Here is a 20,650-nt window from a genome sequence, read left to right on the forward strand (position 1 = left end):
AATCGGATAAATTTTTAGGAGGAATGACTGATGGCTACCCGTCCCACGGATATGGTGAATACTATGCAGGACGCAGCGGTAACCTGCGGCCCGATCCCCGGCTCACACAAGCGTTACCTCGGTGGCGTGCGTTTCCCGGAATTGCGCATTCCCTTGCGGGAGATTCGGCAGAGCGACTCCCGGAAGCGGGATGGCAGCCTCGAAGTCAATCCGGCCATCCCGGTCTATGATTGCAGCGGTCCCTACACCGACCCGGACGTGGTCATCGATATTCATGCGGGCCTGCCCGCCATGCGCTGGCAATGGTCGCCGACGGATACCGCCATCGAAAGCCGCCCCGAGCCCGGTTCCGCCTATGGTCGCGCCCGTCTGGCGGATGTCCGCACGGCGGATCTGCGTTTTCATCATCGCCGCGAAATTCGCCGGGCGGCCAACGGCGGCAACGTCTCCCAGATGCACTATGCGCGGCGCGGTATCATCACCCCCGAGATGGAGTTCGTCGCCATCCGCGAGAATCAGGGTTTGGAGCACCTGCGTGCCAGCCATCCGGCGCTGTTTCGCGCCCATCGCGGCGAGTCCTTCGGCGCGCAGATCCCCGACACCATTACCCCGGAATTTGTCCGCGATGAAATCGCCCGGGGCCGCGCCATCATCCCCGCCAATATCAATCACCCGGAACTGGAGCCGATGATCATCGGCCGGAATTTCCTGGTGAAGATCAACGCCAATATCGGCAACTCCGCGGTCACCTCGTCCATTGCCGAAGAAGTGGAAAAAATGGTCTGGTCGATCCGCTGGGGCGCCGATACGGTCATGGATTTATCCACCGGCAGGCATATTCACGAAACCCGCGAATGGATTATCCGCAATAGCCCGGTTCCCATCGGGACCGTGCCGATTTATCAGGCCCTGGAGAAGGTCGATGGGAAGGCCGAAGACCTCACCTGGGATTTGTTCCGGGATACACTCATTGAGCAGGCGGAGCAGGGCGTCGATTATTTTACCATCCATGCCGGTGTGCTGCTGCGTTATATCCCGCTGACGGCGAATCGTCTTACCGGCATCGTGTCGCGCGGTGGTTCCATCATGGCCAAATGGTGCCTCGCGCACCACCAGGAGAGCTTTCTCTACACCCATTTTGAAGAAATCTGCGAGATCATGAAGGCCTACGACGTGAGCTTCTCCCTCGGCGATGGTCTGCGTCCCGGCTCTCTGGCCGACGCCAATGACGAGGCGCAGTTCGCCGAGCTGCATACCCTGGGTGAACTCACCCGGATTGCCTGGAAGCACGATGTGCAGGTCATGATCGAAGGCCCCGGCCATGTCCCCATGCAACTCATCAAGGCTAATATGGAGGAGGAGCTACAGCACTGTTTCGAGGCGCCGTTCTACACGCTCGGACCGCTGACCACGGATATTGCCCCCGGCTATGACCATATTACCAGCGCCATCGGCGCCGCGCAGATCGGCTGGTACGGGACCGCCATGCTCTGCTACGTCACCCCCAAGGAGCATCTCGGCCTGCCGGATAAAAATGACGTGCGGGAAGGGGCCATCACCTACAAGATTGCCGCCCATGCCGCCGACCTGGCCAAGGGGCATCCCGGCGCACAAGTGCGGGATAACGCCCTGTCCAAGGCGCGTTTTGAGTTCCGCTGGGAAGACCAGTTTCACCTCGGACTGGACCCCGAAAAGGCGCGGGAATATCACGACGAGACCTTACCCCAGGAAGGCGCCAAGGCGGCGCACTTCTGTTCCATGTGCGGTCCCCATTTCTGCTCCATGAAAATCTCCCAGGATTTGCAGGAATACGCGCAATCCAAGGGTGAAGATATCGAGACGGCACGACTGGAAGGCCTGCAGGAAAAGGCAGAGGATTTCAAGCGGCTGGGGAAGAATATCTACCTTAGATAACCAACCGCGTCGGGTTCAAGGGTTGTCAGCCAAATATTCCCCATACTCCCGCCAGGATGGTGGGGATGGCCAGCGCCAGATTGATACCCGAAACCAGCCTGATCTGCCCGGCGGCCCGGGCGGCCATAGGCCAGTCGCCAGCGGCAATGGCCCGCCCCATGCGCAGGAACGGCACGAAGAATACAAGCAAGGCCAGCATCACCATCAGGGTGCCGAGTGTCACCATGATCCGCATCGCCGTAGGGAGCGCGGTAAATCCGCCGTATACGTACACCATCCAGTAACCGGTAATCACCAGTACCGCGCCAGCCACCCATACCCAGGCAAAGAAGGGGCGAAAAATCTGGTAGAGTAATTTGCTGCGTTCTGCCTCGCTGGCTATGTTACGGCGCAGAACCGGAACGATAAAAATATCGAGCAGAAAAATTCCTCCAATCCAGGAAACCACTGCGGTGATATGGAAAAACTGCAATACCGTAAGTGCGCTCATTCATTCACCCAAGTAATATGCGGCCCAAATACTTCGCCAGGGATAATACCGTCAGCGTCGGGGGTAAACCCCAGGGTTCGGGGATCACCGACGCATCGCAGACATGGAGATTGGGGGTGCAACAGGATAGCCGCTCATCCAGCAGTTCGCCCAGACGCACGCTGCCGCCGGGGTGCGCGGCCAGCCAGGGCGAGAAGAATATCCGTCTACCGCCCGCCGCCCGGAGGATGTCGGCAGCCAGTCCCATGCCGTTGCGCATGCGATTTTTTTCGGCTGCGGAAAAGTGTCGCCAGACGCGTCCGTTGGCATTCACTTCACCGCTGATTTCATCGCGGATTTTCACCATGATCATCATACTATGCCGGTAATGCGCAAGCATGTCGACTCTGCCGGCTGCCCACGCAAAAGCGCGATAAAAATTGGGCGGAACAGTCATATCCGTCAGCATGTAACCGGCTTCCCGATCTACGAATCCCGCTGTCATGGGCATTTCTGCCTCCTGGAGCCCATTTCCCCGACCGATTGCCACACCAACGCGCAAGGGATCGCAAAAAAATCCCCGCCCCGCCTCGCGGATCCCACTGCGCTGTAAAATTACGGGACTTGCCACACCACCCGCTGACAGAATGACCGTCCCTCCCATGAACCGGCGTAGCTGCCCCTTCTGAAGGGCCTCCACACCCACCGCACGCCCATTCTGAAAAAGCACCCTGTTCACCTGGATGCCGGTTTCCAGTTCGGCGCCCAGTTGCATTGCTTGCGCCAGCAGCGACGCCGCAGACCAGAAAGCTGCAGGTGGGCAGTCCCCATGGCCGCAGAGTTCCTGATCAATCATTTTCGGCAACGTCTGCCAGGGCAGCCCTAAAGAGCGCGCCGCGTCGATGATGCGTTGCGCAGTGGGACCCAGAAGTGGCGCCTGCAGGGGTTGGTGCGGTAGTTCTGCAAGAACAGCCGCCAAATCCTGCGCCATTTCCACGCCATGGTGGGAAAACATCTCCAGGGGAGGAGATATGGCCGTGTGGTAGAAAACGGTGGAACCACCTCCAACCCGTGTGCCACGGAGCAGGGCAACCCCCGGCGCCACATGTAATGCCTCCTTGCGGCGCCAGAGCTTCCATAAATTCGGCGCTGACGCCGGGGTTTCCCCGCCCCGTTCCAGAATCCGCACGCTAGCCCCGGCGCGCGTCAGGTCTCTGGCCAGCATGGCGCCAGCAGGTCCGGAACCGGCAATGATCACATCGGATGCGGGCATTTTGGTGGGTATTCTCCAAGGATGAAGCGTTAACCCCAGCGTGACAGCCAGGCGATGAGCAGCCGCGTCCAGCGTCCGTAAGGGGGGCGAACCCATTCGCAGGCGCTCAGACGATTCTGCCTGAAGACGCCCTGGTAGTGCGAGAGGCGTTGAAACCCATAAATACCGCGATACTGGCCTATGCCGCTCAGGCCGATACCGCCGAAAGGAATGCCTGGTTGTGCGACATGGAAAATGGTGTCATTGATGGTGACGCCTCCCGCGGCAATTCCCTTACAGTGCCGCAGGGCGCGCCGCTGATCCCGGTCGAAATAATACAGCGCCAGAGGCGCTGGGTGATCGCGCACATAATCCAGTGCCTCCTGGATGTCATCGTAGGTCAGAACCACCAAGATCGGCCCGAAGGTTTCTTCTTCCAGGATTTTCATGCCAGGCTGCACATCCCAGAGCAGGGTGGGCGGGAAGGGCCGCTGTGCGCCATCGGCCAGTGCTGGTGCTGGCGAGGGCTGCCATAATATCGCTCCTTTCCTCTGGGCATCCTGCAGCAGGCCCTCCAGACGTTCCCACAGCAGCACATTGGGGATGCTGGTATAGTCCGGGTTGTCTGCCCAGTGGGGATAGAGCGACAAAGCGGCCGACTTCGCCAGCGCGATGAAATCGTCGCGCTGATCCGCCGCCACCAGACAATAATCGGGGGCGATGCAGGTCTGCCCGGCATTCACCAGTTTGCCCGCCATGATGGATCGGGCCGCCGTGGCCAGGGGATAATCACACTGGATGATGGCCGGGCTCTTGCCACTCATGGACAGTGTCACGGGCACCAGATTCCGCGCAGCGGCACGGGCGATCACCCGTCCGGTACGGGTGGCTCCCGAAAAAATCAGATGATCGAAAGGCAGTCCGGGAAACGCGTGATCCACATCAGGTGATCCCTGAACCAGCGCAATGGTATCCTCAGATGTCACATCGCGCAGGTATTGCGCCAATAACGTCATGGTCTGAGGCGCCAGACGCGGCCCTTTGATAATCGCCCGGTTGCCTGCGGCGATGGCGGAGATCAACGGCAGCAGGGTCAGGAGCAGGGGATAATTCCAGGCGCCGATAATGCCGACGACACCCACGGGTTGCGGAGTGATCTGACTGCGGGCCGGCAGGAATGGCCAGCGGGTATGCACGGCGCGAGGCCGCGTCCAGTTCCTGAGATGGCTGAGCACATAGGCGATTTCCGCCTGCAAGGGATAGATTTCATAGATTTCCGTTTCGCGGGGGTGGCGTCTGCCGAAATCCCGGGCGATGGCTTCGCTGAATGCCCTGCCGTGTTGCCGCAGCATCTGCGCAAGATCCCGCAGCAGCGTCCTACGTTGCCTGTAGTCGATGGCGCCGTTTTCCCGGAGCGCAGATTTTTGCACCGCCAGCAATTCGTCCACAGTGCGCAATGGAATTCCTTATGAACAAAAAGGGGCCCGAAGGCCCCCGTGACGGTACCGCGTTTAGCGGAATCGTTTTCTGGTGTACAGATAAGCGAAGCCTGCCAGACTAAAATAAATAAACGGTATGAAGAAGATGAGGTCTTCCAGATCTACATATTGCATAGACAGCTCCTTGTTTCCTAATGAGTGGAACCCTGCTTTCGCTGCTGTTCTTCATCCTGTCTGTCAAACATGATAGCACCTGCAGCAGAGATAAGGACAATCATGGTGGTACCCACCAGCCAGGCGAAGTACCAGGGGCCATAGTCGCCGGTAATCACCGCCAGAAAAAGGGACAACACCATGACCGCCGCCAACCCGATAAATGTGAGCAAATTTTTCATGTCCGCCTCCTTTTAATACGCGTGGTCGTCTTGCGTGTCGGGTGCCGCCACCTTGCCGCGCATCACCCGGAAACACCAGGTGGTGTAACTGATGATGATGGGTAGGAAGATCAGACCAAAGATGGTCATCCAGACCAGATTGTACTCGCTACCGGTGCCATTCCAGACCGTGAGGCTCTGGTCCGGGTTGTCCGTGGAAGGCATCAGGAAGGGGAACATGGAGGTGCCCACCGCACCGATCACGCCGATCCATGCCACCGCACCCATCCACCAGCCGAGGGTGGGCTTGTTGGCGCGCAGTGCGAGTACACCCAAAACCATGCCGGCCAAACCCAGCAAGGGCACCAGCCAGAGAATGGGGTGGGCGGAATAGTTGGCCATCCACGCCCCGTTCGCGAGTGTGACCGTCTGGCCGCTGACCGGATTCGCGGGCATGCCCGGATCACCACTGACCAGTTGGAAACCCTTCATGCCGGACACCATGAAGCCACCGATGATGAAGATCACCAGCGCCGCGATGCCGCCGACGCTGGCGTAATTCCGTGCCCGGTCATACAGCGCACCGCTACCGCGTATCATGAGCATGGTGCCGCCCTGATAGATGGCCAGGCTCAGCGACAGCACGCCGCAGAGAATCGCGAAAGGATTCAGCAGATACCAGATGAAGGATTCGGTCTGATAATACTGGCCGTCCCAGCCGAAGTGAAAGCCGACGCCCTCCAGAATATTCCCCATGGCAGCCCCGTAAACAATCATGGGCAGGGCGCCGGAAATGAGAAAGACCCAGTCCCAGGAATCGCGCCAGCGATGACTGGGCACCTTGGAACGGTATTCAAAGGCGACAGGGCGCATGATCATGCTGAACAGCAGGAGAATCATGACGATGTAGAAGACCGAAAAAGACGTCGCATAGAGGCTTGGAAAGGCCGCGAAAATCGCGCCACCGCCAAGAATGAACCACACCTGGTTACCGTCCCAGTGCGGGCCAACGATGTTCAGCGCTTCGCGGCGTTCGCCGTCGGTTTTGCCGACAAAGCGCATCAGAGTGCCAACGCCCATATCCATACCGACCATGATAGCGAGGCCCATCAACAGGATTCCCAGAATCAGGAACCAGAATATCTTTAAATATACGTAAGCATCCATCTTGTGCTCTCCATTCAGTCGGGGGGTAAATCAACCCCCCTTGATTCATCACGCAGGCGTTACTTGCGATCCATGCTGGGTTTGGCAAACACCGGCTGACCCGCCATGCCGCCACCCGCAGGTGCAGAACCGTGACCATGATGGTCATCCTGCGGACCCAGACGGGCATATTTGAACATCAGGTAGAGCTCCGCCGCGATGAAAGAGCTGTACAGCAGGGTGAACCCGATAAGCGAGAACACCATGTAGCCGACGCTGTGGGTGGAGGCGGAGACGAAGGTGGGCAGCCAGCCGAATACCGTCCACGGCTGACGACCATTTTCGGCGGTGATCCAACCGAACTCACAGGCTACCCAAGGCAAGGGAATACTCCACATCGCCAGTTTCAGCAGGGTGGGGTGTTTCTCGATTTCGTTCTTCAGGCTGAAATAAGCCGCGAAAGCGAAGAGGACCAGCATGAAGAAGCCCATGGCGACCATCAGGCGGAAGGCCCAGAACTCTACCCAGACATTGGGGATGGTGTCCTTCGCGGTCTTGTCCAGAATGCTGGGCAGATTGGTGGCGTCGATCTTCTTGAGGTCCTGATCAGGCGCAAACTGCATGGCCAGGAAACCGTAACCCATGTCATTTTCATACTGCTTGAAGGTGGCCAGTGCCTGGGTATTGCTATGATCCAGGTTGTACTCCTTCAGCGCGATCATCGCCTTGATGCCATTGGCAATCTTTGGCTTGGCTTCCTGCTCCAGCTGGATGATGCCGGGAATGACCGTCGTTTCGGAGTGGGTCAGCAGCGGTGTAAGGATATACGGGATGGAAACCTCGAAGAGATTCTTCTGTTCGCTACGGCTGGGGATGGCGATGAGGTTCCAGGACGCGGACACCGTGTTGTAATCCGTGTTCCAGATGGCTTCCATGGCCGCCAGCTTGGTGGGTTGTTTCTGACCATCAATGTAGCCCAGGGCGTCACCCAGGGTAATGACGCCGATGCTGGAAATCACGCCGAAGAGCGTGGCGATCCGGAAGGAACGCAACGCCATATCTTTCCGCTTGTTGGTCAGCATGTAATAAGCGCTGACGCCCATGACAAACATGGAGCCGGTTACGAAACCCGCGATGGAGGTATGCACAAACTTGGCCTGCGCATCCGGATTGAAGATCAGGTCGATAAAGCTGGAAAATTGCATCCGCATGGTATTGGGATCAAAAGTGCCGCCCCGCGGGTCCTGCATGAAGCCGTTGGCAATGAGAATCCACAATGCAGAAAGGTTGGAACCGAGAGCAACCAGATAGGTGACCACGAGGTGCGCCTTGCGGCTCATGCGGTCCCAGCCGAAGAACATCACACCGACAAAGGTGGATTCCATGAAGAAGGCCATCAGCCCCTCAATGGCCAGCGGGGTACCGAAAATATCGCCCACGAAGTGGGAGTACATGGACCAGTTGGTCCCGAATTCAAACTCCATGGTCAGGCCGGTAGCGACACCCAGGGCAAAGTTGATGCCGAAGAGCTTGCCCCAGAACTGAGTCATTTCTTTATATATCTGTTTGCCGGTGATGACATACACCGTTTCCATGGTGGCCAGAATAAAGGTCATACCCAGGGTGAGTGGTACAAATAAGAAGTGGTAGAGAGCGGTCAGCGCGAACTGTAGGCGCGATAGCTCCACCACCGTGGGATTGATCAACATGTCCATGAATTACCTCCTACAAAGAAGCCGGAATATTCCGACCGGGCATGTAATGGTGCACATCTTCCTCCTGTGCCCCTATTTTGTTTACATCACTTTTACGGGTTACTTCTACTGAAGACTTCTCCGGCAACAAGAGCGCACAACTGCGTAAGAACGCGCCTTTGCCCCGTTGATTGTTGAACCAGTTGTCCTTGCGGCGGAGTTCCTCGATGCTGGTGAGGCGCCGGCCTTTGCTTTCCAGACCCGGATAGATCAGGGTTTCCCCAGGGAAACTGAGCAAACTTTGGGTGATGCTGTGATACAGGGTTTGCGGATCGCTCTGGCTGGTACAGGGTGCCGCACCGGTGGCCAGCAGGGTCATCCCGGTGAACAGACGATCTTCCCACCAATAGGTGACCGCGCAGGGGCTGAGCCCCGGCGTGTGCAGCACCCGCAGACTTTCCTCTCCGAAATAGAGGACATCACCATGCCGCATGCGCAGGTCGATATGCTCATCGGTGACGCTCTCGTGGGCGACAATCCGGGCGCCGCTGTGTTCCTTCAATACGGTAGCCGCGGCGATATGGACGGGTTCATGGTGGGTCTGCAGTATATACCGCAGATCGAGGCCACGCTCGATCATGAACGCCTCCAGCGTGTCGACGTGTGTCGGCATGGGGTCGATGATGACGGTCTCGCGGGTGACGGGGTCACCCAGCAGATAGCTCAGGTGGCCGCCCTTGGGGGTGCATAGTTGTCTGAAAATCATATCGCCCGTCCCTGTCGAGTATTTGGACATCAGAGTATTAGCAATCTCTGTGCCATTATTTGATAATAGTCTATTATCCTGGCGTCCTTTGAAAGGATAATGATAAACAGGTCGTTGTATTTTATTTGTAGGGCTGTTCATGTGCTATACAGCCGCTGTCGTGGCTTATACCTCAGCCCAGCTGCCAAAAATGGCAGTTGCGGATTGGCAGGTGCTGCTATAATTGACATGCGCGCGGTGAGGGGTGAGGATGTGCCCGTTGCACCGATCTCGAGTCCGTGTGCGGAGGGTGTGGAGGAGGGGGTATGACGGATTTGCTCAGGCAGTTGCGGGCGGAAATGACATCGTTGCTGGACTGTTTCAGCGCCCCGGCCGTGCTGCTGTGTGCAGATTACTCCGTTCTCGCCGCCAACCAGGCTTATCGGCGGGTCTTCGGCGACGGCAAGCCCCTGCAGGGGCGGCGCTGTTACGAAATCATGGAGGACGCCGGCTACGCCTGTCGTCAGGGAGGCAATCATTGCCCACTCGACGCCTGCCAAAGCTCCGGTACCGGCCAGCATGTGGTGCACAGCAATACCTCCGGAAACGCGCAGATCGATCTCTACCCTATCCGTAATGATAGCGCTAAAGTTGTCTACTTTCTTGAACTGCTGACCCTGGCGCCGCAATTGACGGCGTTGCCCGCCCCCGCCATGGTCGGCAACTCCCCCGCCTGGCGGGACGTGGCCAGGCTTATCCGCCGGGCGGCGCCCAGTGATGCCGCCGTATTGCTGCTCGGTGAGTCCGGTACGGGTAAGGAACTGGCCGCTGCGGCCGTACATCAGGCCAGTCACTGTCGGAACGGGCCTTTTGTAGCGGTGGATTGTTCCGGGTTGTCGGAAACCCTCTTTGAGAGCGAGCTCTTCGGTCATGAAAAAGGGGCATTTACGGGCGCGCATTCGCGCAAAACCGGTCTGGTGGAGGCGGCCGATGGGGGCACCCTTTTTCTCGACGAAGTCGGTGATATTCCGCTCAGTCTACAGGTGAAACTTCTGCGCCTGCTGGAAACGGGGCATTTCCGGCGGGTAGGGGGCGTGGAGCCGATCCGTTCGCAGTTCCGCCTGGTCTCGGCTACTCACCGTCCGCTTGAAAAAATGGTCGCGGAGGAGCGTTTCCGGCAGGATCTGTATTACCGTCTGAATACATTTCCGATCATGCTGCCCGCGCTGCGGGAGCGCCTGGAGGATGTGCCCTTGCTGGCGGAAGTCATCCTGCAACGGCTGCCGGTGGCCAGGGGGCTGCACCTTCACGCCGATACGCTGGAACTGCTGCGCCGTTATAACTACCCCGGCAACATTCGTGAACTGCGCAACATTCTCGAGCGTGCGGCGCTACTGGCCGACGATGTCTGGATTCTTCCGGAACACCTGCCTACAAACCTTCAGTATTTGTCGGTGCAAGAATCCGGCCCGGCTTCGTCTTTGACGGGCCGGCAGCCCATACCCGGTGTTGGCGAAATCATTCCATTGGCGGATCTGGAAGCACAATACCTGCGCTGGGCGCGGGGAAATTATGGTGGCGATCGCCGCGGCCTGGCGCAGCGCCTGGGGGTAAGCGAGCGAACCTTGTACCGCAAGCTGGACGCACTGAGGAGTAATACTGGGCATGCCGTTGAATCCTGACATCTGGCCGGAGGGTCTGTTGACACGCCCCGGTTGCCAAGCGGGAGCGCCTTGCATTGTGCTCCTGCACGGTCTTGGTGCCTCCATGGAAGACCTCGCCGGGATGGCGGATATGGTGGACCCGGAGAGCCGATTCCGCTGGTTGTTTCCCAATGCGCCGGTGCGCCCGGTGCATGTCAACGGAGACCGGCCGATGCGGGCCTGGTATGACGTTTATGGTTTCGACGGGCAGTCTGCCGAAGACACCGAGGGATTACAGGACATGGCGTCGCGGCTCGGCGCACTGCTGGATCACGAGGCTGGCAGCGGACCGGCCGTCATTCTGGGTGGATTCTCCCAGGGGGGCGCCATGTCGCTCTATACCGCGCTACACGCAGGCTACGCGGCCCGCGCGGTGCTGGCCCTCAGTGCCTACCTGCCGTTGCGTGCCCGCGTGCCGGCGGCGACGCCCGAGTCGCCGCCGGTATTCTGGGCGCACGGGCAGCAAGACGCCGTCCTGCCCATTTCCTATATGGAGATCGCCCGGCAGCTACTGGCCGCGTCGGGCTATGCGGTCAGTACTCACCGCTACCCCATGGGCCACACCCTTTGTGAAGACGAACTGCTGGATTTGCGTAGCTTTCTGTATACCCTCGATTAATCGGAGGGCCCAAAGATCTGTTCTTCGAGACCCCAACGCGCCGCCAGTGTTTCGGTGGCGTTTACCAGTTCTTCTGCGCGGGAAGGGTGGTTGGTGCGAGTTTCGACGATCCTGCGCAGCATCCCGTCGTGGTCGCCGCCATTGGCAAGCAAATGAATCAATTCGCCGGCATCCCGCCCGACGATTTCACCGCCAAGCAGTTCGCCGCTGTCCATGTCAGCCAGAAGGCGGACAAAGCCAACGCCGTCGTCCTGCCCCAGTGCGCGTGGTGAAGTCTCAAAAGCCGCAAAACCGACCGCGGGTTCAAAACCTGCGTCCTCGGCCGCTTCGTCATCCATACCGATACGCGCGAGTTCCACTGCGGAATACACCAGTTCCGGCACCCAGAGCGGGTCGCGTTCCTGCTTTTCGGTGCTGAGCAGGTTGTGGATGACTATCCGGGCGTCGTTGAGAGCCTGGTTGGCATTCATGATCGGTCCGACAGCGTCGCCAATGGCATAGATGCCGGGCTCGCCGGTCTCCAGGGCGGCGTCGGTCTGCACAAATCCATGATCGTCCAGGGTGATACGAGTGTTTTCCAGACCCAATCCCTCGGTGTAGGCATGGCGTCCGGTGGCGAGCAGTACCCAATCGCCATGGATCGGCTTCCCCTGGTCGTCGAAGACGGTCACGCCCTCGGTCGTCGTCTCCATGCGGTGGATCCTGAACCCGGACTGTGGATGGATACCCAATCCGGCCAGCGCCGCATGGAGTATATCCCTGGCCTGCGGCGAATAGCGGGTGTGGGCGAGAGGCGTGGAGTGCACCAGCCATTCCACCTGTTTGCCGAGCTGGGTAAAAATATACGCAAACTCGGTGCCGATAACCCCTCCACCCACCAGGATCACCCGATCTCCGTGCGGGACGCCGTTGTCATAGAGCATGTCGCTGGTCAGCACTTTGCCGGCTGCCGGAACGATTCCCCGGGGCAGGGATGGCGCCGATCCGGTGGCGATGATGCTGGTTTCCGTATGGATTTCCACCAGTCCGCCGACCCCTTCAACGGCGATGCGCCGGGCGTCCAGGAAGCTGCCCGTGCCATCGTAAAGATGTATCCCGAGGCGCTTGAGGTAGTCAAGATAGCTGCCACGGACAGTCTCCACCACATCGTGCTGATGCTGCCAGGCTTGCGCCATATTTCCCCTCAGCACCGGACCTATCACCCCCCGCTTTTGGAAATGACGGCTTTGCTCTATCCATTTTGCCGTTTCATGCCAGTCCTTTTTAGGGACACAGCCCCGATTGAGACAGGTTCCTCCCCAGGTCTTTCTCTCGATAATCGCGGTTCTTTTGCCGCGCAGAGCCGCCAGAACTGCCGCACGATAACCGCCGGGGCCACTGCCGATAATGGTGACATCATAGTTGTCCGTACTCATAAAACCTTCCTAGTCAATATGATAGAAGTCATTCGTAAGGTTGTTGATCATGTTGGTGGCCGCGCGTTGTTGCGTCGGTGATTAAATTCCATGGTGGAGCGAGTGCAGGTTCATGAATTATTTTGTTGTTTATCAGCGACTATTACCCCTAGCCATTTTTATAGTTGAAAGGCGTCATTTATAGAACTCGTCTATGGGTGTCTGACGATACTATAATACTTTCAGTGCGCTATGAAGTCTGTCTTGAATGCGTCCGCGAGAGATGCGGTTCGGCGCGGTGGATTCTCTGGTCATCTTTCCGATGACGTCGGGCACAAGCGACAAAAGCAAGCCTCAAAAAATAAATAAACATTAAAAATTAGTATGTTGCACCTATGGCACAGGTATTGCTTCCTGTTCTGTCATGAATATTTATCGTCGTCGTCATCATCTGTCACTGAAGCCGCTTTCTGCCGTCCTGCTTGGGCTGGCCGCATTGACGGCAACGCTGCCCGCATACGCCGCCGAGTTCGGCATGGCTACGGTGGAGGCCAAGGCCAAATTGCTGGTGGACCGCACCTACAACCCGAAGCCCTTGCCTATCCCGGCTTTTCTCAAAGATCTCACGCCCGACCAGTATGCCGAGATTCAGGATGTTTCACCGCTCTGGAGAGGCGACCACTTGCCGTACGAGGCACAGTTTTATCTTCCTGGCTCCTGGTTTCACCGCCCAGTGGTTATTCGCAGCGTTGTGGACGGTGCGGTACGGCCAGTGCCCTTTACGCTGGAGCACTTCAGTTTCGGCAAACTGAACGTACCCAAAAATATACCCAGCGCACTCGGCTATGCAGGTTTCCGTCTGCTCGCGCCGCTCGACAATCCACCGCATCACAACGAGTTCATCTCCTTTCTCGGTGCGACCTATTTTCGCGCTGTCGGCAAAGGTGCCATCTACGGGACCTCGGCCCGTGGGCTCGGGATCGACACGGCTCAGCCTTCCGGCGAAATCTTCCCCTACTTCAAAGAATTCTGGCTGGTGCGCCCCAAACCCGATGCGACCTCGATGGTGGTCTATGCGCTGATGGACAGCTCCGTCGCGACGGGGGCCTATCGCTTCACCATCCAGCAGGGGGATAGCACCACGGTGCATGTGGAGGCCACCATCTACCTGCGCAAGCCGGTACAGGTACTGGAACTGGCGCCCTTGACCAGCATGTACTGGCACGGCCATGGACGCGGCGCCATCGCAGGTGACTGGCACCCGGCCCAGCACGATTCCAGCGACTTGGTCATGGCCAACGGTAATGGTGAATGGACGACCAGGCCCATCAACAACCCGCTGTACGCCCAGACCACGACCTACGCGATGGATCATCCAGTCGGGTTTGGCCTGATTCAGCAGGATCGCCGGTTCTCCGCTTACCAGGGTATCGAAACCCAGTACCAACGGCGCCCCAGCGTCTGGGTTCAGCCCGACGGTGATTGGGGCAAGGGGCAGCTACGTCTGGTGGAGTTGCCCACCAACAATCGGGATATGGATAATATTGTCGCGTTCTGGGTGCCGGAACATGAACCTGCACCCAAAACGCCCCTGCACTTCGCCTATACCCTGCGCTTTTTCCTCGATAATCACGGTCTGATCCCGCTGCCCCATCCGGTGGGCACCTATCTGGGCGACGATCCAAAAGTGCCCGGCGCACGGAAGGTGGTAATCGATTTCGGGGGCGGGGCACTCTCCAAACTGCAGGAAACCGCGCCCGTGCAGGTCCATCTTGAGGCTGCGGACGGTGCGAAAATTCTCAGCCAGAAACTGGAATGGGAAAAGGATGGTCATTTCTGGCGAGTGATCGCCGTCATTCAGCCGCAACCGGGTTCGCCCAGTAATGTACGGTGTTTTTTAACCCTGAACCATCAGGTGATGAGCAATACCTGGACATATCTTTTACACGCGGCAAAGGAGCAGATGTAATGTTTAAGGATGAATCAAGCTACAGTGTCAATCCTGCGGGTGATCTGCTGGCGGGTTGGACAGCGGAGGCCATGGTCGTCGCAAACAACGCCCCGGTGCTGGCCCGTGTGGAGCAGTACATGGCTCGCCTGTCATTGACGGATGCCCAGCGGTTGTGGGTTCGCGGACAGGTAGTGGCGCAACTGCGCGGCGCGAATATGGAAGGTGAGGCGCTTTATGCCCGGGCCTTCGCGGGCCTACAGTTGGCTCTGGCGACGCTGGGGAACGGCGACGAGCTGGATGCGCGACTCGATCTTTCCCTCCATCTGCCCGTGGGCGACGCCCATGATGGCAAGTCCTGTCGCTGGTTGCAGCATCAGGTAGGACCGGCCATCGTGCGTTCCAGCATGGCCTCGCGGCCCTTGAACCGGTCCTGGGGCGCAGCCCTGATGCGCCTCGCCCAGTCCCTGCTCAACCACCACACGATCCGCGCGCATCCGCGCGTACTGCCCGGAGAAGCCTGAATATGGGCCGTGGCGGCGCCCGGCCATGGGAAGCCATCGGCCGGTACCGGCGCTACTGGCTCAGCACTTTTATCGTTCTTCCGGCATGCGGCGCTGGCCTGACACTGGACCAGGTATTGACAGACCGCCTGCCTTTCTGGTTGGAACTGCCGACGCTGCTCATCTTTGTATTGCTGTTCGCCTGGATATCCGCAGGATTCTGGACGGCGCTGGTAGGGTTCGTTCTGCTCATGCGTGGACGCACCGATACCACACCGGGCAGCCCCGAACTGCACCTGGCTGAGCCGCGTCTGCAGAGTCGGGTGGCGGTACTCATGCCGATTTACAACGAAGAGATAGAACGGGTCGCCGCGGGCCTCCAAGCCACTTATAAATCCATACAGAAGACCGGCGCGCTCGCCCATTTCGAGTTTTTCCTGTTGAGCGATACCCGCGACCCCGCCATCTGGCTGCGCGAAGAGCTGGTGTGGTCGGCGCTTTGCGAGTCTTTGGACGCTTTTGGGCGCATCCATTACCGGCGGCGGCCCATCAATAACAAGGCCAAGAGCGGGAATGTAGCAGATTTCTGCCGCCGCTGGGGTAAGGGTTACGAATACATGGTGGTACTCGACGCCGACAGTGTGATGAACGGCGAAACGCTGTACCGGATGCTGGAGATGATGGAGGGTAATCCTCAGGTCGGCATCATTCAGACCCAGCCGGTGGCGGTCAATCGCGAAACCCTGTATGCGCGCCTGCAACAGTTCGCGCAGCATCTGTACGGCCCGATTTTCAGCGTCGGCCTGCGCTTCTGGCAGTTGGGCGACGGCCATTATATCGGCCATAACGCCATGCTTCGAATCGCTCCCTTCTCCCAATATTGCGCCCTGCCGGTATTGCCGGGGCGGGCCCCTCTCGGCGGCCCGCTACTGAGCCACGATTTCGTCGAGGCTGCGCTCATGGCCAAAAGCGGCTGGGAAGTCTGGTTTGTGCCCAGCCTGTCCGGGAGTTATGAGGAAGTGCCTCCGACCCTGATCGACGATCTCAAACGCGACCGCCGCTGGGCGCAGGGTAATCTTCAACATCTGCGCCTGCTGGCAGGGGAGGGGCTGCGCCCGGCGCATCGTTTTCTTTTTGTCAACGGTGCCATGTCTTTTTTGGCGGCGCCCTTGTGGGGCCTGTTTTTGATCCTGGGTGCCCTGGGCTCGCTCCACTGGGCCAATACAGCCAGTGACGGCAGCGTCATCACCCCCCTCGACTGGGACTGGCTGGTCAGTCCCATGCCCTTCTGGCTGTTTGGGGTGACGGCGATTTTACTGCTGTCGCCAAAATTCATGGCGGTGCTCTGGGTATTGCGTCAGCACGGCCGAAAAGAGCATTTCGGCGGCGCCTTCCATCTGGTGCTCAGTATGTTTTTGGAGAGTATATTTTCGATACTCATGGCGCCGATCCGTATGGCCTTTCACAGCCAGTTCGTGATTCAGACCCTGATGGGGCGCGGCGTGAGCTGGGGCGCGCAAGTCCGTGGCGATCAGGAGACGTCCTGGCGGGATGCACTACGCTATTTTGGGTGGTGCTCGGCGCTGGGTTTGATTCTGGCAGGGATACTCTATCCCTTTCTGGGGGCGTGGCACTTTGCCTGGCTGGTCCCCATACTCGGGGGGCTGGCGTCAGCGGTGCCCCTGGCGGCCTGGACGAGTCGCCCCGCGCTGGGGCGCTGGACCCAGCGGCATCATCTTTTTGTCATCCCCGAAGAAGTACATGTCCCGCAGGAATTGCAATCGCTCGGCGCGGATAGGATGGCCTATATGCCCCACATAGAGGGGGATCCCTTTGTTCAGGTGGTGGTGGACCCCCGTTTCAACGCAATACATACGGCCTTGCAGCGTAACCGTACCGCCGCCTGGCCCCGTGCGGCGAAACTCTGCCACAAGGCGCTGGAACAGGGTCCGCAAGGGCTCAGCAACCGTGAGCGCAACATACTGCTGACCGATCGCAACTCCATGCTCGCGCTGCATCGTGCGGTCTGGTCCACGGCCGATCGGACGCGTCTGGCGGCCTGGGGGTTGCAGAGCGAGGCGCAGGTGTTGTCCGACGCGTGATCCCGATCCGGCCGAGGCTCAGGAACGCCGGTTGCGGATTTCCGCCAGACGCTCCGCGCGGGCACCTTTCCCGCCCAGGTAGCCGGGTACGATACTCTCGACAGAGGTGGCCTCTATCTGAAAACTCTCGGCCAGATCATTTCTGGTACAGACGCTGTCGATAGACAGGGAGAGCAGGTTATCGCGGGTGAGTACCTTGCCCGGCAGCCTTTCCATGATGCTGGCCTGAAGATTGCCGGCGAAGTCACCGAGGGGCACGATGACGCGACGGGTGCCGATCAGACTCTGGGTATAGGCCACCAGTTCACCGAGGGTATAGACTTTCGGACCACACAGATCATAGGCTTGACCGTAGGTTTTTTCGTCATCCATGGATTGCACGTAGGCGCTGACCACATCTTCAATCCAGACCGGCTGCATTCTGGCTTTCGACCGGGCCAGCGGAATGAAAAAGGGAATGCGGCGCAATAGCCCGGCGAAGCGGTTGAAAAAGCTGTCACCCTCACCAAAAATCACCGCTGGGCGAAAAGAAGTGGTTTTGAGCCCATGGCTCCAGAGTGGCATGGGTTCTTCCAGATCATCAAAGCGTCCCATTTCCGCCCTATTCCCGTTCGACTGACGGACGATCTCCTCACCCGTCCCCTTGGAGCGCAGGTAGGCGCTGGGACCGGTGGGGCTGGCTCCCAATGCGCTCATGTGAAGTAGACGGGGGATGCCCAGATCATTGCAGGCGCCGACTACCAGGCGCGGGAGTTCGACGTGGTTCCTGTCGAAATCGCCTTGATGGCGTTCATTGAGGATTCCCACGAGATTGATGACGACATCTCGTCCTGCAAGCTGTTTTTTTAACGCGACGGGGTCATGGACATTGGCCTCGATCAACTCCACACCGGGGAGTACCAGCAGATTTTCACGGTGACGTTCGCGGTTGCGCGTCAGGATGCGCACGGCGTGTCCTTTCTGGCTCAACCGCTCTGCCAGGTGCCGCCCCACGAAGCCCGTGCCCCCCAGAATACAAATTTTGTGAAGTGTCATGACTCCTCCAGGATGATACCTGCCAGCATAGCACAGGCTTATGAACGGTGGGGGCGGATGGGCCGTATTTGTTCGAGGCCCTCCATATGGGCTATAAACCGGGATGGTATTCGAGGGAGGAATGACATGGCGGGACATTCGGCAGGACGGAAATGCGGGATACAGGCCGGAGCATATTTTGCCATGCTCGGGGCGCTGGTGATGGCCCTGGCGGTGATCGCCGGTGCGGCAGGGGATCATCTGGTGGCGGGGAGGGTGGGTGACCGTGCGCTGCATATTTACGATATTGCGAATCGCTTTCAGATTTATCACGGGCTTGGGCTGCTGCTCATCGGTGTGTTGATCCGCCAGTACGGCAGGCGGCGCCTGCTCTGCGCGGCGGGACTGCTGATGGCCCTGGGCGTTCTGCTGTTTTGCGGCGGACTCTATCTGCTGGTGCTGACCGGCTATTCGTTCTGGGCATTTTTCGCCCCCATGGGCGGGACGGCGCTGATTTTTTCCTGGCTGCTACTGGCGCTAGGTATCTGGCGTGCCTCCAAAACGCAGGGGAATGGTGATGCTGATTGCAACGGGTAATGCATACGGAAGATATCTGGATTTTGCCGATGCCGAAGTGGGGGACAGGTTCTGGGTTGTGGAGCATGTGCCCTATAGCGGGACGATAAAATCCGTGCGGCCCTATAGCGTGACGGAGATCAACTCAAAAACCGTGCTGTGCCATGCCGAAGAAGGCAAGTCGCTCAAATTGAAACGCGCTTTGCCTCAGGAAAACTGCTATCTGGATACCGATCCATATTTCCAGAATATTGCCCGCACCGTGCAGATATCTACGCAGGTACAGGTGGTGAAAAAACTGGTAAAAGAACATGAAACCATGGACTTTGACCAGGAAGTCATCGATGCGATCATGGCGTGGCAGAAGAGGGTGTCGGCGCGGAAGATCGCAGCTGGCACGCAGCCATGAAGTCCATAACGATGAGAAAGGTTCAGAGGCATGTGGAATTATAAAATGTTACGCTCCACCACAACCTCGGAATAGGGGTCTCCCATAGCCATGCAACGCGTTTGTCTGGCCCAGAATCCGGCTTTGGAACGGTTCACCTGATAGTAAAATTCCAAAGTGAGGTCCGGCCTTGTGGTAATGTCTGCCGTATAGAGCAGGTTCATCAGAGAGGAGCCAATGCCCGTCATCAAATAATCAATGGGGTGGTCTGCCGGCCCAAAAGCACGCAGATGTCCAAGAGACTCGTAGGGATACCAGGCACGCAGTATCAGGCGCTCGTTAGGAATGATTTCCTGAATACGCCATACGCCCCAACCGAGCGCATTGATGCAGGCAATGATGCCGGATAACCAGTCTTCACGGCATTGCAGTTGAGGCACAATCAGCTGATACCAGGGATCCGAGCGCATGATGCCGCCCATGGTGTTGAACCCGCATATATGGCCCGCTTCCATCAACAAGGTTCTGGCGAGTGCCTGGCCCTGAAGATGCTCGAATTTCTCCTTATAATAAAACAGGGTAGGGTACTCGTACCACAGCATCTCCCCCAAATAACGATGCGTGTTGAGCGCTTCCTGAAGAGCACGTTCAAAGCGAAAAGACACCAGATTGTAGTAGTCCGCATAGTGCCGCGTCAGATAGACGCCAAAAGCAGGAATCAATCCGTCGGGATCCCCGGTCAATGGCAAGGTGCCCACCGCAGTCATAATGGCGTCTTCATCTATATGCAGACCGATATGTCGCGGGGGAACCTGATCGGCACCCTGAGGCAGAACTGCCTGGGGGATATCCGGTATGTCCAAGGGGAATCGATCCCCACTGTTGCGAAGATGCAGATGAAATCGGGTGGTCTCTGCCCCCGTGGAGAGGGCAGTTGCATCGATTTTCCCCCCATAAGGTTGTCCATAAATGGCCGATAGGGCACCTATGGCGTAGCCAAGATCGAAATGCTCGCCAGGCCAGCGCCGCTTACCATAATTCAGGCGCAGTGCCGTCCCATAATGGGAGTGATTTTCGACGAGAACAAACTCTGGTTCGGCTGAATGGGGCAGCGCGCCCAATGGTAGATCTCCAAATCCGCAAAAGCGATACATGGATTCTGCATACTTGAGGCGATTTGCAACGGACCATTCTGGGTGTTCCCGAAAGGCCGTCCGCAGTTGTCGGAAGCTGACTTCGGTCGCAGAGCCTACCAGAATTGGTTCGCGGTCAATGTAATGGCAGTCTTCGATCACCAATTGAAGAAAGCGATTGTAGTGGTTGCAGTGAAAGACGACCGGCTCACGCGATATGGTCATTATGCCGGTGCC

18 protein-coding genes are annotated in these 20,650 nt (G+C 58.3%); 8 read left to right on the plus strand and 10 right to left on the minus strand.

Features of this window, described 5'->3' with window-relative positions; translation table 11 throughout:
• Nucleotides 1-30: 30 nt before the first annotated feature.
• Nucleotides 31-1,914 carry a phosphomethylpyrimidine synthase ThiC gene (thiC, locus tag AFE_RS04440; protein ID WP_012536456.1) on the plus strand — a complete coding sequence of 628 codons (1,884 nt, stop codon included), beginning with the start codon at nt 31-33 and terminating at the stop codon, nt 1,912-1,914.
• Between the two features lie 25 nt (nt 1,915-1,939).
• Here thiC and AFE_RS04445 read toward each other — a convergent pair whose 3' ends face one another.
• The 7 genes from AFE_RS04445 to AFE_RS04475 all read right to left on the minus strand — a co-directional run bounded on the left by AFE_RS04445 (nt 1,940) and on the right by AFE_RS04475 (nt 9,054).
• Nucleotides 1,940-2,404 carry a CopD family protein gene (locus AFE_RS04445; RefSeq protein WP_012536457.1) on the minus strand — a complete coding sequence of 155 codons (465 nt, stop codon included), beginning with the start codon at nt 2,402-2,404 and terminating at the stop codon, nt 1,940-1,942.
• A gap of 4 nt (nt 2,405-2,408) precedes the next feature.
• The gene (locus tag AFE_RS04450) at nt 2,409-3,656 is read right to left on the minus strand and encodes a GMC family oxidoreductase N-terminal domain-containing protein (protein WP_012536458.1); all 1,248 of its coding nucleotides are present in this window, start codon (nt 3,654-3,656) and stop codon (nt 2,409-2,411) included.
• A gap of 29 nt (nt 3,657-3,685) precedes the next feature.
• Nucleotides 3,686-5,083, minus strand: coding sequence for a coniferyl aldehyde dehydrogenase (locus tag AFE_RS04455; RefSeq protein ID WP_225487653.1), 1,398 nt, complete (start codon nt 5,081-5,083; stop codon nt 3,686-3,688).
• Nucleotides 5,084-5,265: 182 nt separating this feature from the next.
• Nucleotides 5,266-5,469, minus strand: a complete 204-nt coding sequence (locus AFE_RS04460) for a hypothetical protein (RefSeq protein ID WP_009563880.1) — start codon at nt 5,467-5,469, stop codon at nt 5,266-5,268.
• 12 nt (nt 5,470-5,481) lie between these two features.
• A complete protein-coding gene (cydB, locus tag AFE_RS04465) occupies nt 5,482-6,615 on the minus strand; it encodes a cytochrome d ubiquinol oxidase subunit II (protein ID WP_012536460.1) in 1,134 nt (377 codons plus the stop codon).
• 59 nt (nt 6,616-6,674) lie between these two features.
• A complete protein-coding gene (locus AFE_RS04470; protein WP_009567364.1) occupies nt 6,675-8,309 on the minus strand; it encodes a cytochrome ubiquinol oxidase subunit I in 1,635 nt (544 codons plus the stop codon).
• Between the two features lie 10 nt (nt 8,310-8,319).
• Complete coding sequence (locus AFE_RS04475) at nt 8,320-9,054, minus strand: MBL fold metallo-hydrolase (protein ID WP_009567365.1); 735 nt, start codon at nt 9,052-9,054, stop codon at nt 8,320-8,322.
• Nucleotides 9,055-9,359: 305 nt separating this feature from the next.
• On the opposite strand from AFE_RS04475, the gene AFE_RS04480 reads away from it, so the two are divergent.
• Both AFE_RS04480 and AFE_RS04485 read left to right on the plus strand, forming a co-directional pair.
• The gene (locus tag AFE_RS04480; protein WP_009567366.1) at nt 9,360-10,715 is read left to right on the plus strand and encodes a sigma-54 interaction domain-containing protein; all 1,356 of its coding nucleotides are present in this window, start codon (nt 9,360-9,362) and stop codon (nt 10,713-10,715) included.
• Nucleotides 10,699-11,355 (plus strand): alpha/beta hydrolase, encoded by a 657-nt coding sequence (locus tag AFE_RS04485; RefSeq protein ID WP_012536461.1) that lies wholly within the window; start codon nt 10,699-10,701, stop codon nt 11,353-11,355. Before AFE_RS04480 ends, AFE_RS04485 begins: the two co-directional genes overlap by 17 nt.
• Here AFE_RS04485 and AFE_RS04490 read toward each other — a convergent pair.
• Entirely contained in the window at nt 11,352-12,770 is a 1,419-nt protein-coding gene (locus AFE_RS04490) for a dihydrolipoyl dehydrogenase family protein (protein WP_009565875.1), read from the minus strand. The genes AFE_RS04485 and AFE_RS04490 overlap by 4 nt on opposite strands.
• Before the next feature lie 403 nt (nt 12,771-13,173).
• On the opposite strand from AFE_RS04490, the gene AFE_RS04495 reads away from it, so the two are divergent.
• The 3 genes from AFE_RS04495 to mdoH are packed head-to-tail and all read left to right on the plus strand — an operon-like array spanning nt 13,174 to nt 17,302.
• Nucleotides 13,174-14,718 (plus strand): glucan biosynthesis protein, encoded by a 1,545-nt coding sequence (locus AFE_RS04495; RefSeq protein WP_012536462.1) that lies wholly within the window; start codon nt 13,174-13,176, stop codon nt 14,716-14,718.
• The gene (locus AFE_RS04500; RefSeq protein ID WP_012536463.1) at nt 14,718-15,221 is read left to right on the plus strand and encodes a hypothetical protein; all 504 of its coding nucleotides are present in this window, start codon (nt 14,718-14,720) and stop codon (nt 15,219-15,221) included. The genes AFE_RS04495 and AFE_RS04500 overlap by 1 nt, the downstream gene beginning before the upstream one ends.
• 2 nt (nt 15,222-15,223) lie before the next feature.
• The gene (mdoH, locus tag AFE_RS04505; protein WP_012536464.1) at nt 15,224-17,302 is read left to right on the plus strand and encodes a glucans biosynthesis glucosyltransferase MdoH; all 2,079 of its coding nucleotides are present in this window, start codon (nt 15,224-15,226) and stop codon (nt 17,300-17,302) included.
• Nucleotides 17,303-17,320: 18 nt separating this feature from the next.
• Here the strand turns inward: mdoH and AFE_RS04510 are convergent, their stop codons facing one another.
• Entirely contained in the window at nt 17,321-18,337 is a 1,017-nt protein-coding gene (locus AFE_RS04510; RefSeq protein ID WP_012536465.1) for a complex I NDUFA9 subunit family protein, read from the minus strand.
• 126 nt (nt 18,338-18,463) lie between these two features.
• On the opposite strand from AFE_RS04510, the gene AFE_RS04515 reads away from it, so the two are divergent.
• Nucleotides 18,464-18,913 carry a DUF423 domain-containing protein gene (locus tag AFE_RS04515; RefSeq protein WP_012536466.1) on the plus strand — a complete coding sequence of 150 codons (450 nt, stop codon included), beginning with the start codon at nt 18,464-18,466 and terminating at the stop codon, nt 18,911-18,913.
• Nucleotides 18,888-19,301 carry a hypothetical protein gene (locus tag AFE_RS04520; protein WP_225487428.1) on the plus strand — a complete coding sequence of 138 codons (414 nt, stop codon included), beginning with the start codon at nt 18,888-18,890 and terminating at the stop codon, nt 19,299-19,301. The genes AFE_RS04515 and AFE_RS04520 overlap by 26 nt, the downstream gene beginning before the upstream one ends.
• Before the next feature lie 38 nt (nt 19,302-19,339).
• On the opposite strand, the gene AFE_RS04525 is transcribed toward AFE_RS04520, so the two are convergent.
• Complete coding sequence (locus AFE_RS04525) at nt 19,340-20,638, minus strand: hypothetical protein (protein ID WP_012536468.1); 1,299 nt, start codon at nt 20,636-20,638, stop codon at nt 19,340-19,342.
• Between the last annotated feature and the right edge of the window lie 12 nt (nt 20,639-20,650).

It is taken from the genome of Acidithiobacillus ferrooxidans ATCC 23270 (assembly GCF_000021485.1).
Classification (GTDB): Bacteria; Pseudomonadota; Gammaproteobacteria; order Acidithiobacillales; family Acidithiobacillaceae; genus Acidithiobacillus; species Acidithiobacillus ferrooxidans.

Excerpts from the sequence above, each read along its gene's own strand:
- thiC (WP_012536456.1), top strand. The coding sequence starts at position 31 with ATGGCTACCCGTCCCACGGATATGGTGAATACTATGCAGGACGCAGCG.
- AFE_RS04470 (WP_009567364.1), bottom strand. The coding sequence starts at position 8,309 with ATGGACATGTTGATCAATCCCACGGTGGTGGAGCTATCGCGCCTACAG.
- cydB (WP_012536460.1), bottom strand. The coding sequence starts at position 6,615 with ATGGATGCTTACGTATATTTAAAGATATTCTGGTTCCTGATTCTGGGA.
- AFE_RS04490 (WP_009565875.1), bottom strand. The coding sequence starts at position 12,770 with ATGAGTACGGACAACTATGATGTCACCATTATCGGCAGTGGCCCCGGC.
- AFE_RS04460 (WP_009563880.1), bottom strand. The coding sequence starts at position 5,469 with ATGAAAAATTTGCTCACATTTATCGGGTTGGCGGCGGTCATGGTGTTG.
- AFE_RS04495 (WP_012536462.1), top strand. The coding sequence starts at position 13,174 with ATGAATATTTATCGTCGTCGTCATCATCTGTCACTGAAGCCGCTTTCT.
- AFE_RS04500 (WP_012536463.1), top strand. The coding sequence starts at position 14,718 with ATGTTTAAGGATGAATCAAGCTACAGTGTCAATCCTGCGGGTGATCTG.
- AFE_RS04445 (WP_012536457.1), bottom strand. The coding sequence starts at position 2,404 with ATGAGCGCACTTACGGTATTGCAGTTTTTCCATATCACCGCAGTGGTT.
- AFE_RS04480 (WP_009567366.1), top strand. The coding sequence starts at position 9,360 with ATGACGGATTTGCTCAGGCAGTTGCGGGCGGAAATGACATCGTTGCTG.
- AFE_RS04520 (WP_225487428.1), top strand. The coding sequence starts at position 18,888 with ATGGTGATGCTGATTGCAACGGGTAATGCATACGGAAGATATCTGGAT.
- AFE_RS04485 (WP_012536461.1), top strand. The coding sequence starts at position 10,699 with ATGCCGTTGAATCCTGACATCTGGCCGGAGGGTCTGTTGACACGCCCC.
- AFE_RS04475 (WP_009567365.1), bottom strand. The coding sequence starts at position 9,054 with ATGATTTTCAGACAACTATGCACCCCCAAGGGCGGCCACCTGAGCTAT.
- AFE_RS04525 (WP_012536468.1), bottom strand. The coding sequence starts at position 20,638 with ATGACCATATCGCGTGAGCCGGTCGTCTTTCACTGCAACCACTACAAT.
- AFE_RS04510 (WP_012536465.1), bottom strand. The coding sequence starts at position 18,337 with ATGACACTTCACAAAATTTGTATTCTGGGGGGCACGGGCTTCGTGGGG.
- AFE_RS04450 (WP_012536458.1), bottom strand. The coding sequence starts at position 3,656 with ATGCCCGCATCCGATGTGATCATTGCCGGTTCCGGACCTGCTGGCGCC.
- AFE_RS04515 (WP_012536466.1), top strand. The coding sequence starts at position 18,464 with ATGGCGGGACATTCGGCAGGACGGAAATGCGGGATACAGGCCGGAGCA.
- mdoH (WP_012536464.1), top strand. The coding sequence starts at position 15,224 with ATGGGCCGTGGCGGCGCCCGGCCATGGGAAGCCATCGGCCGGTACCGG.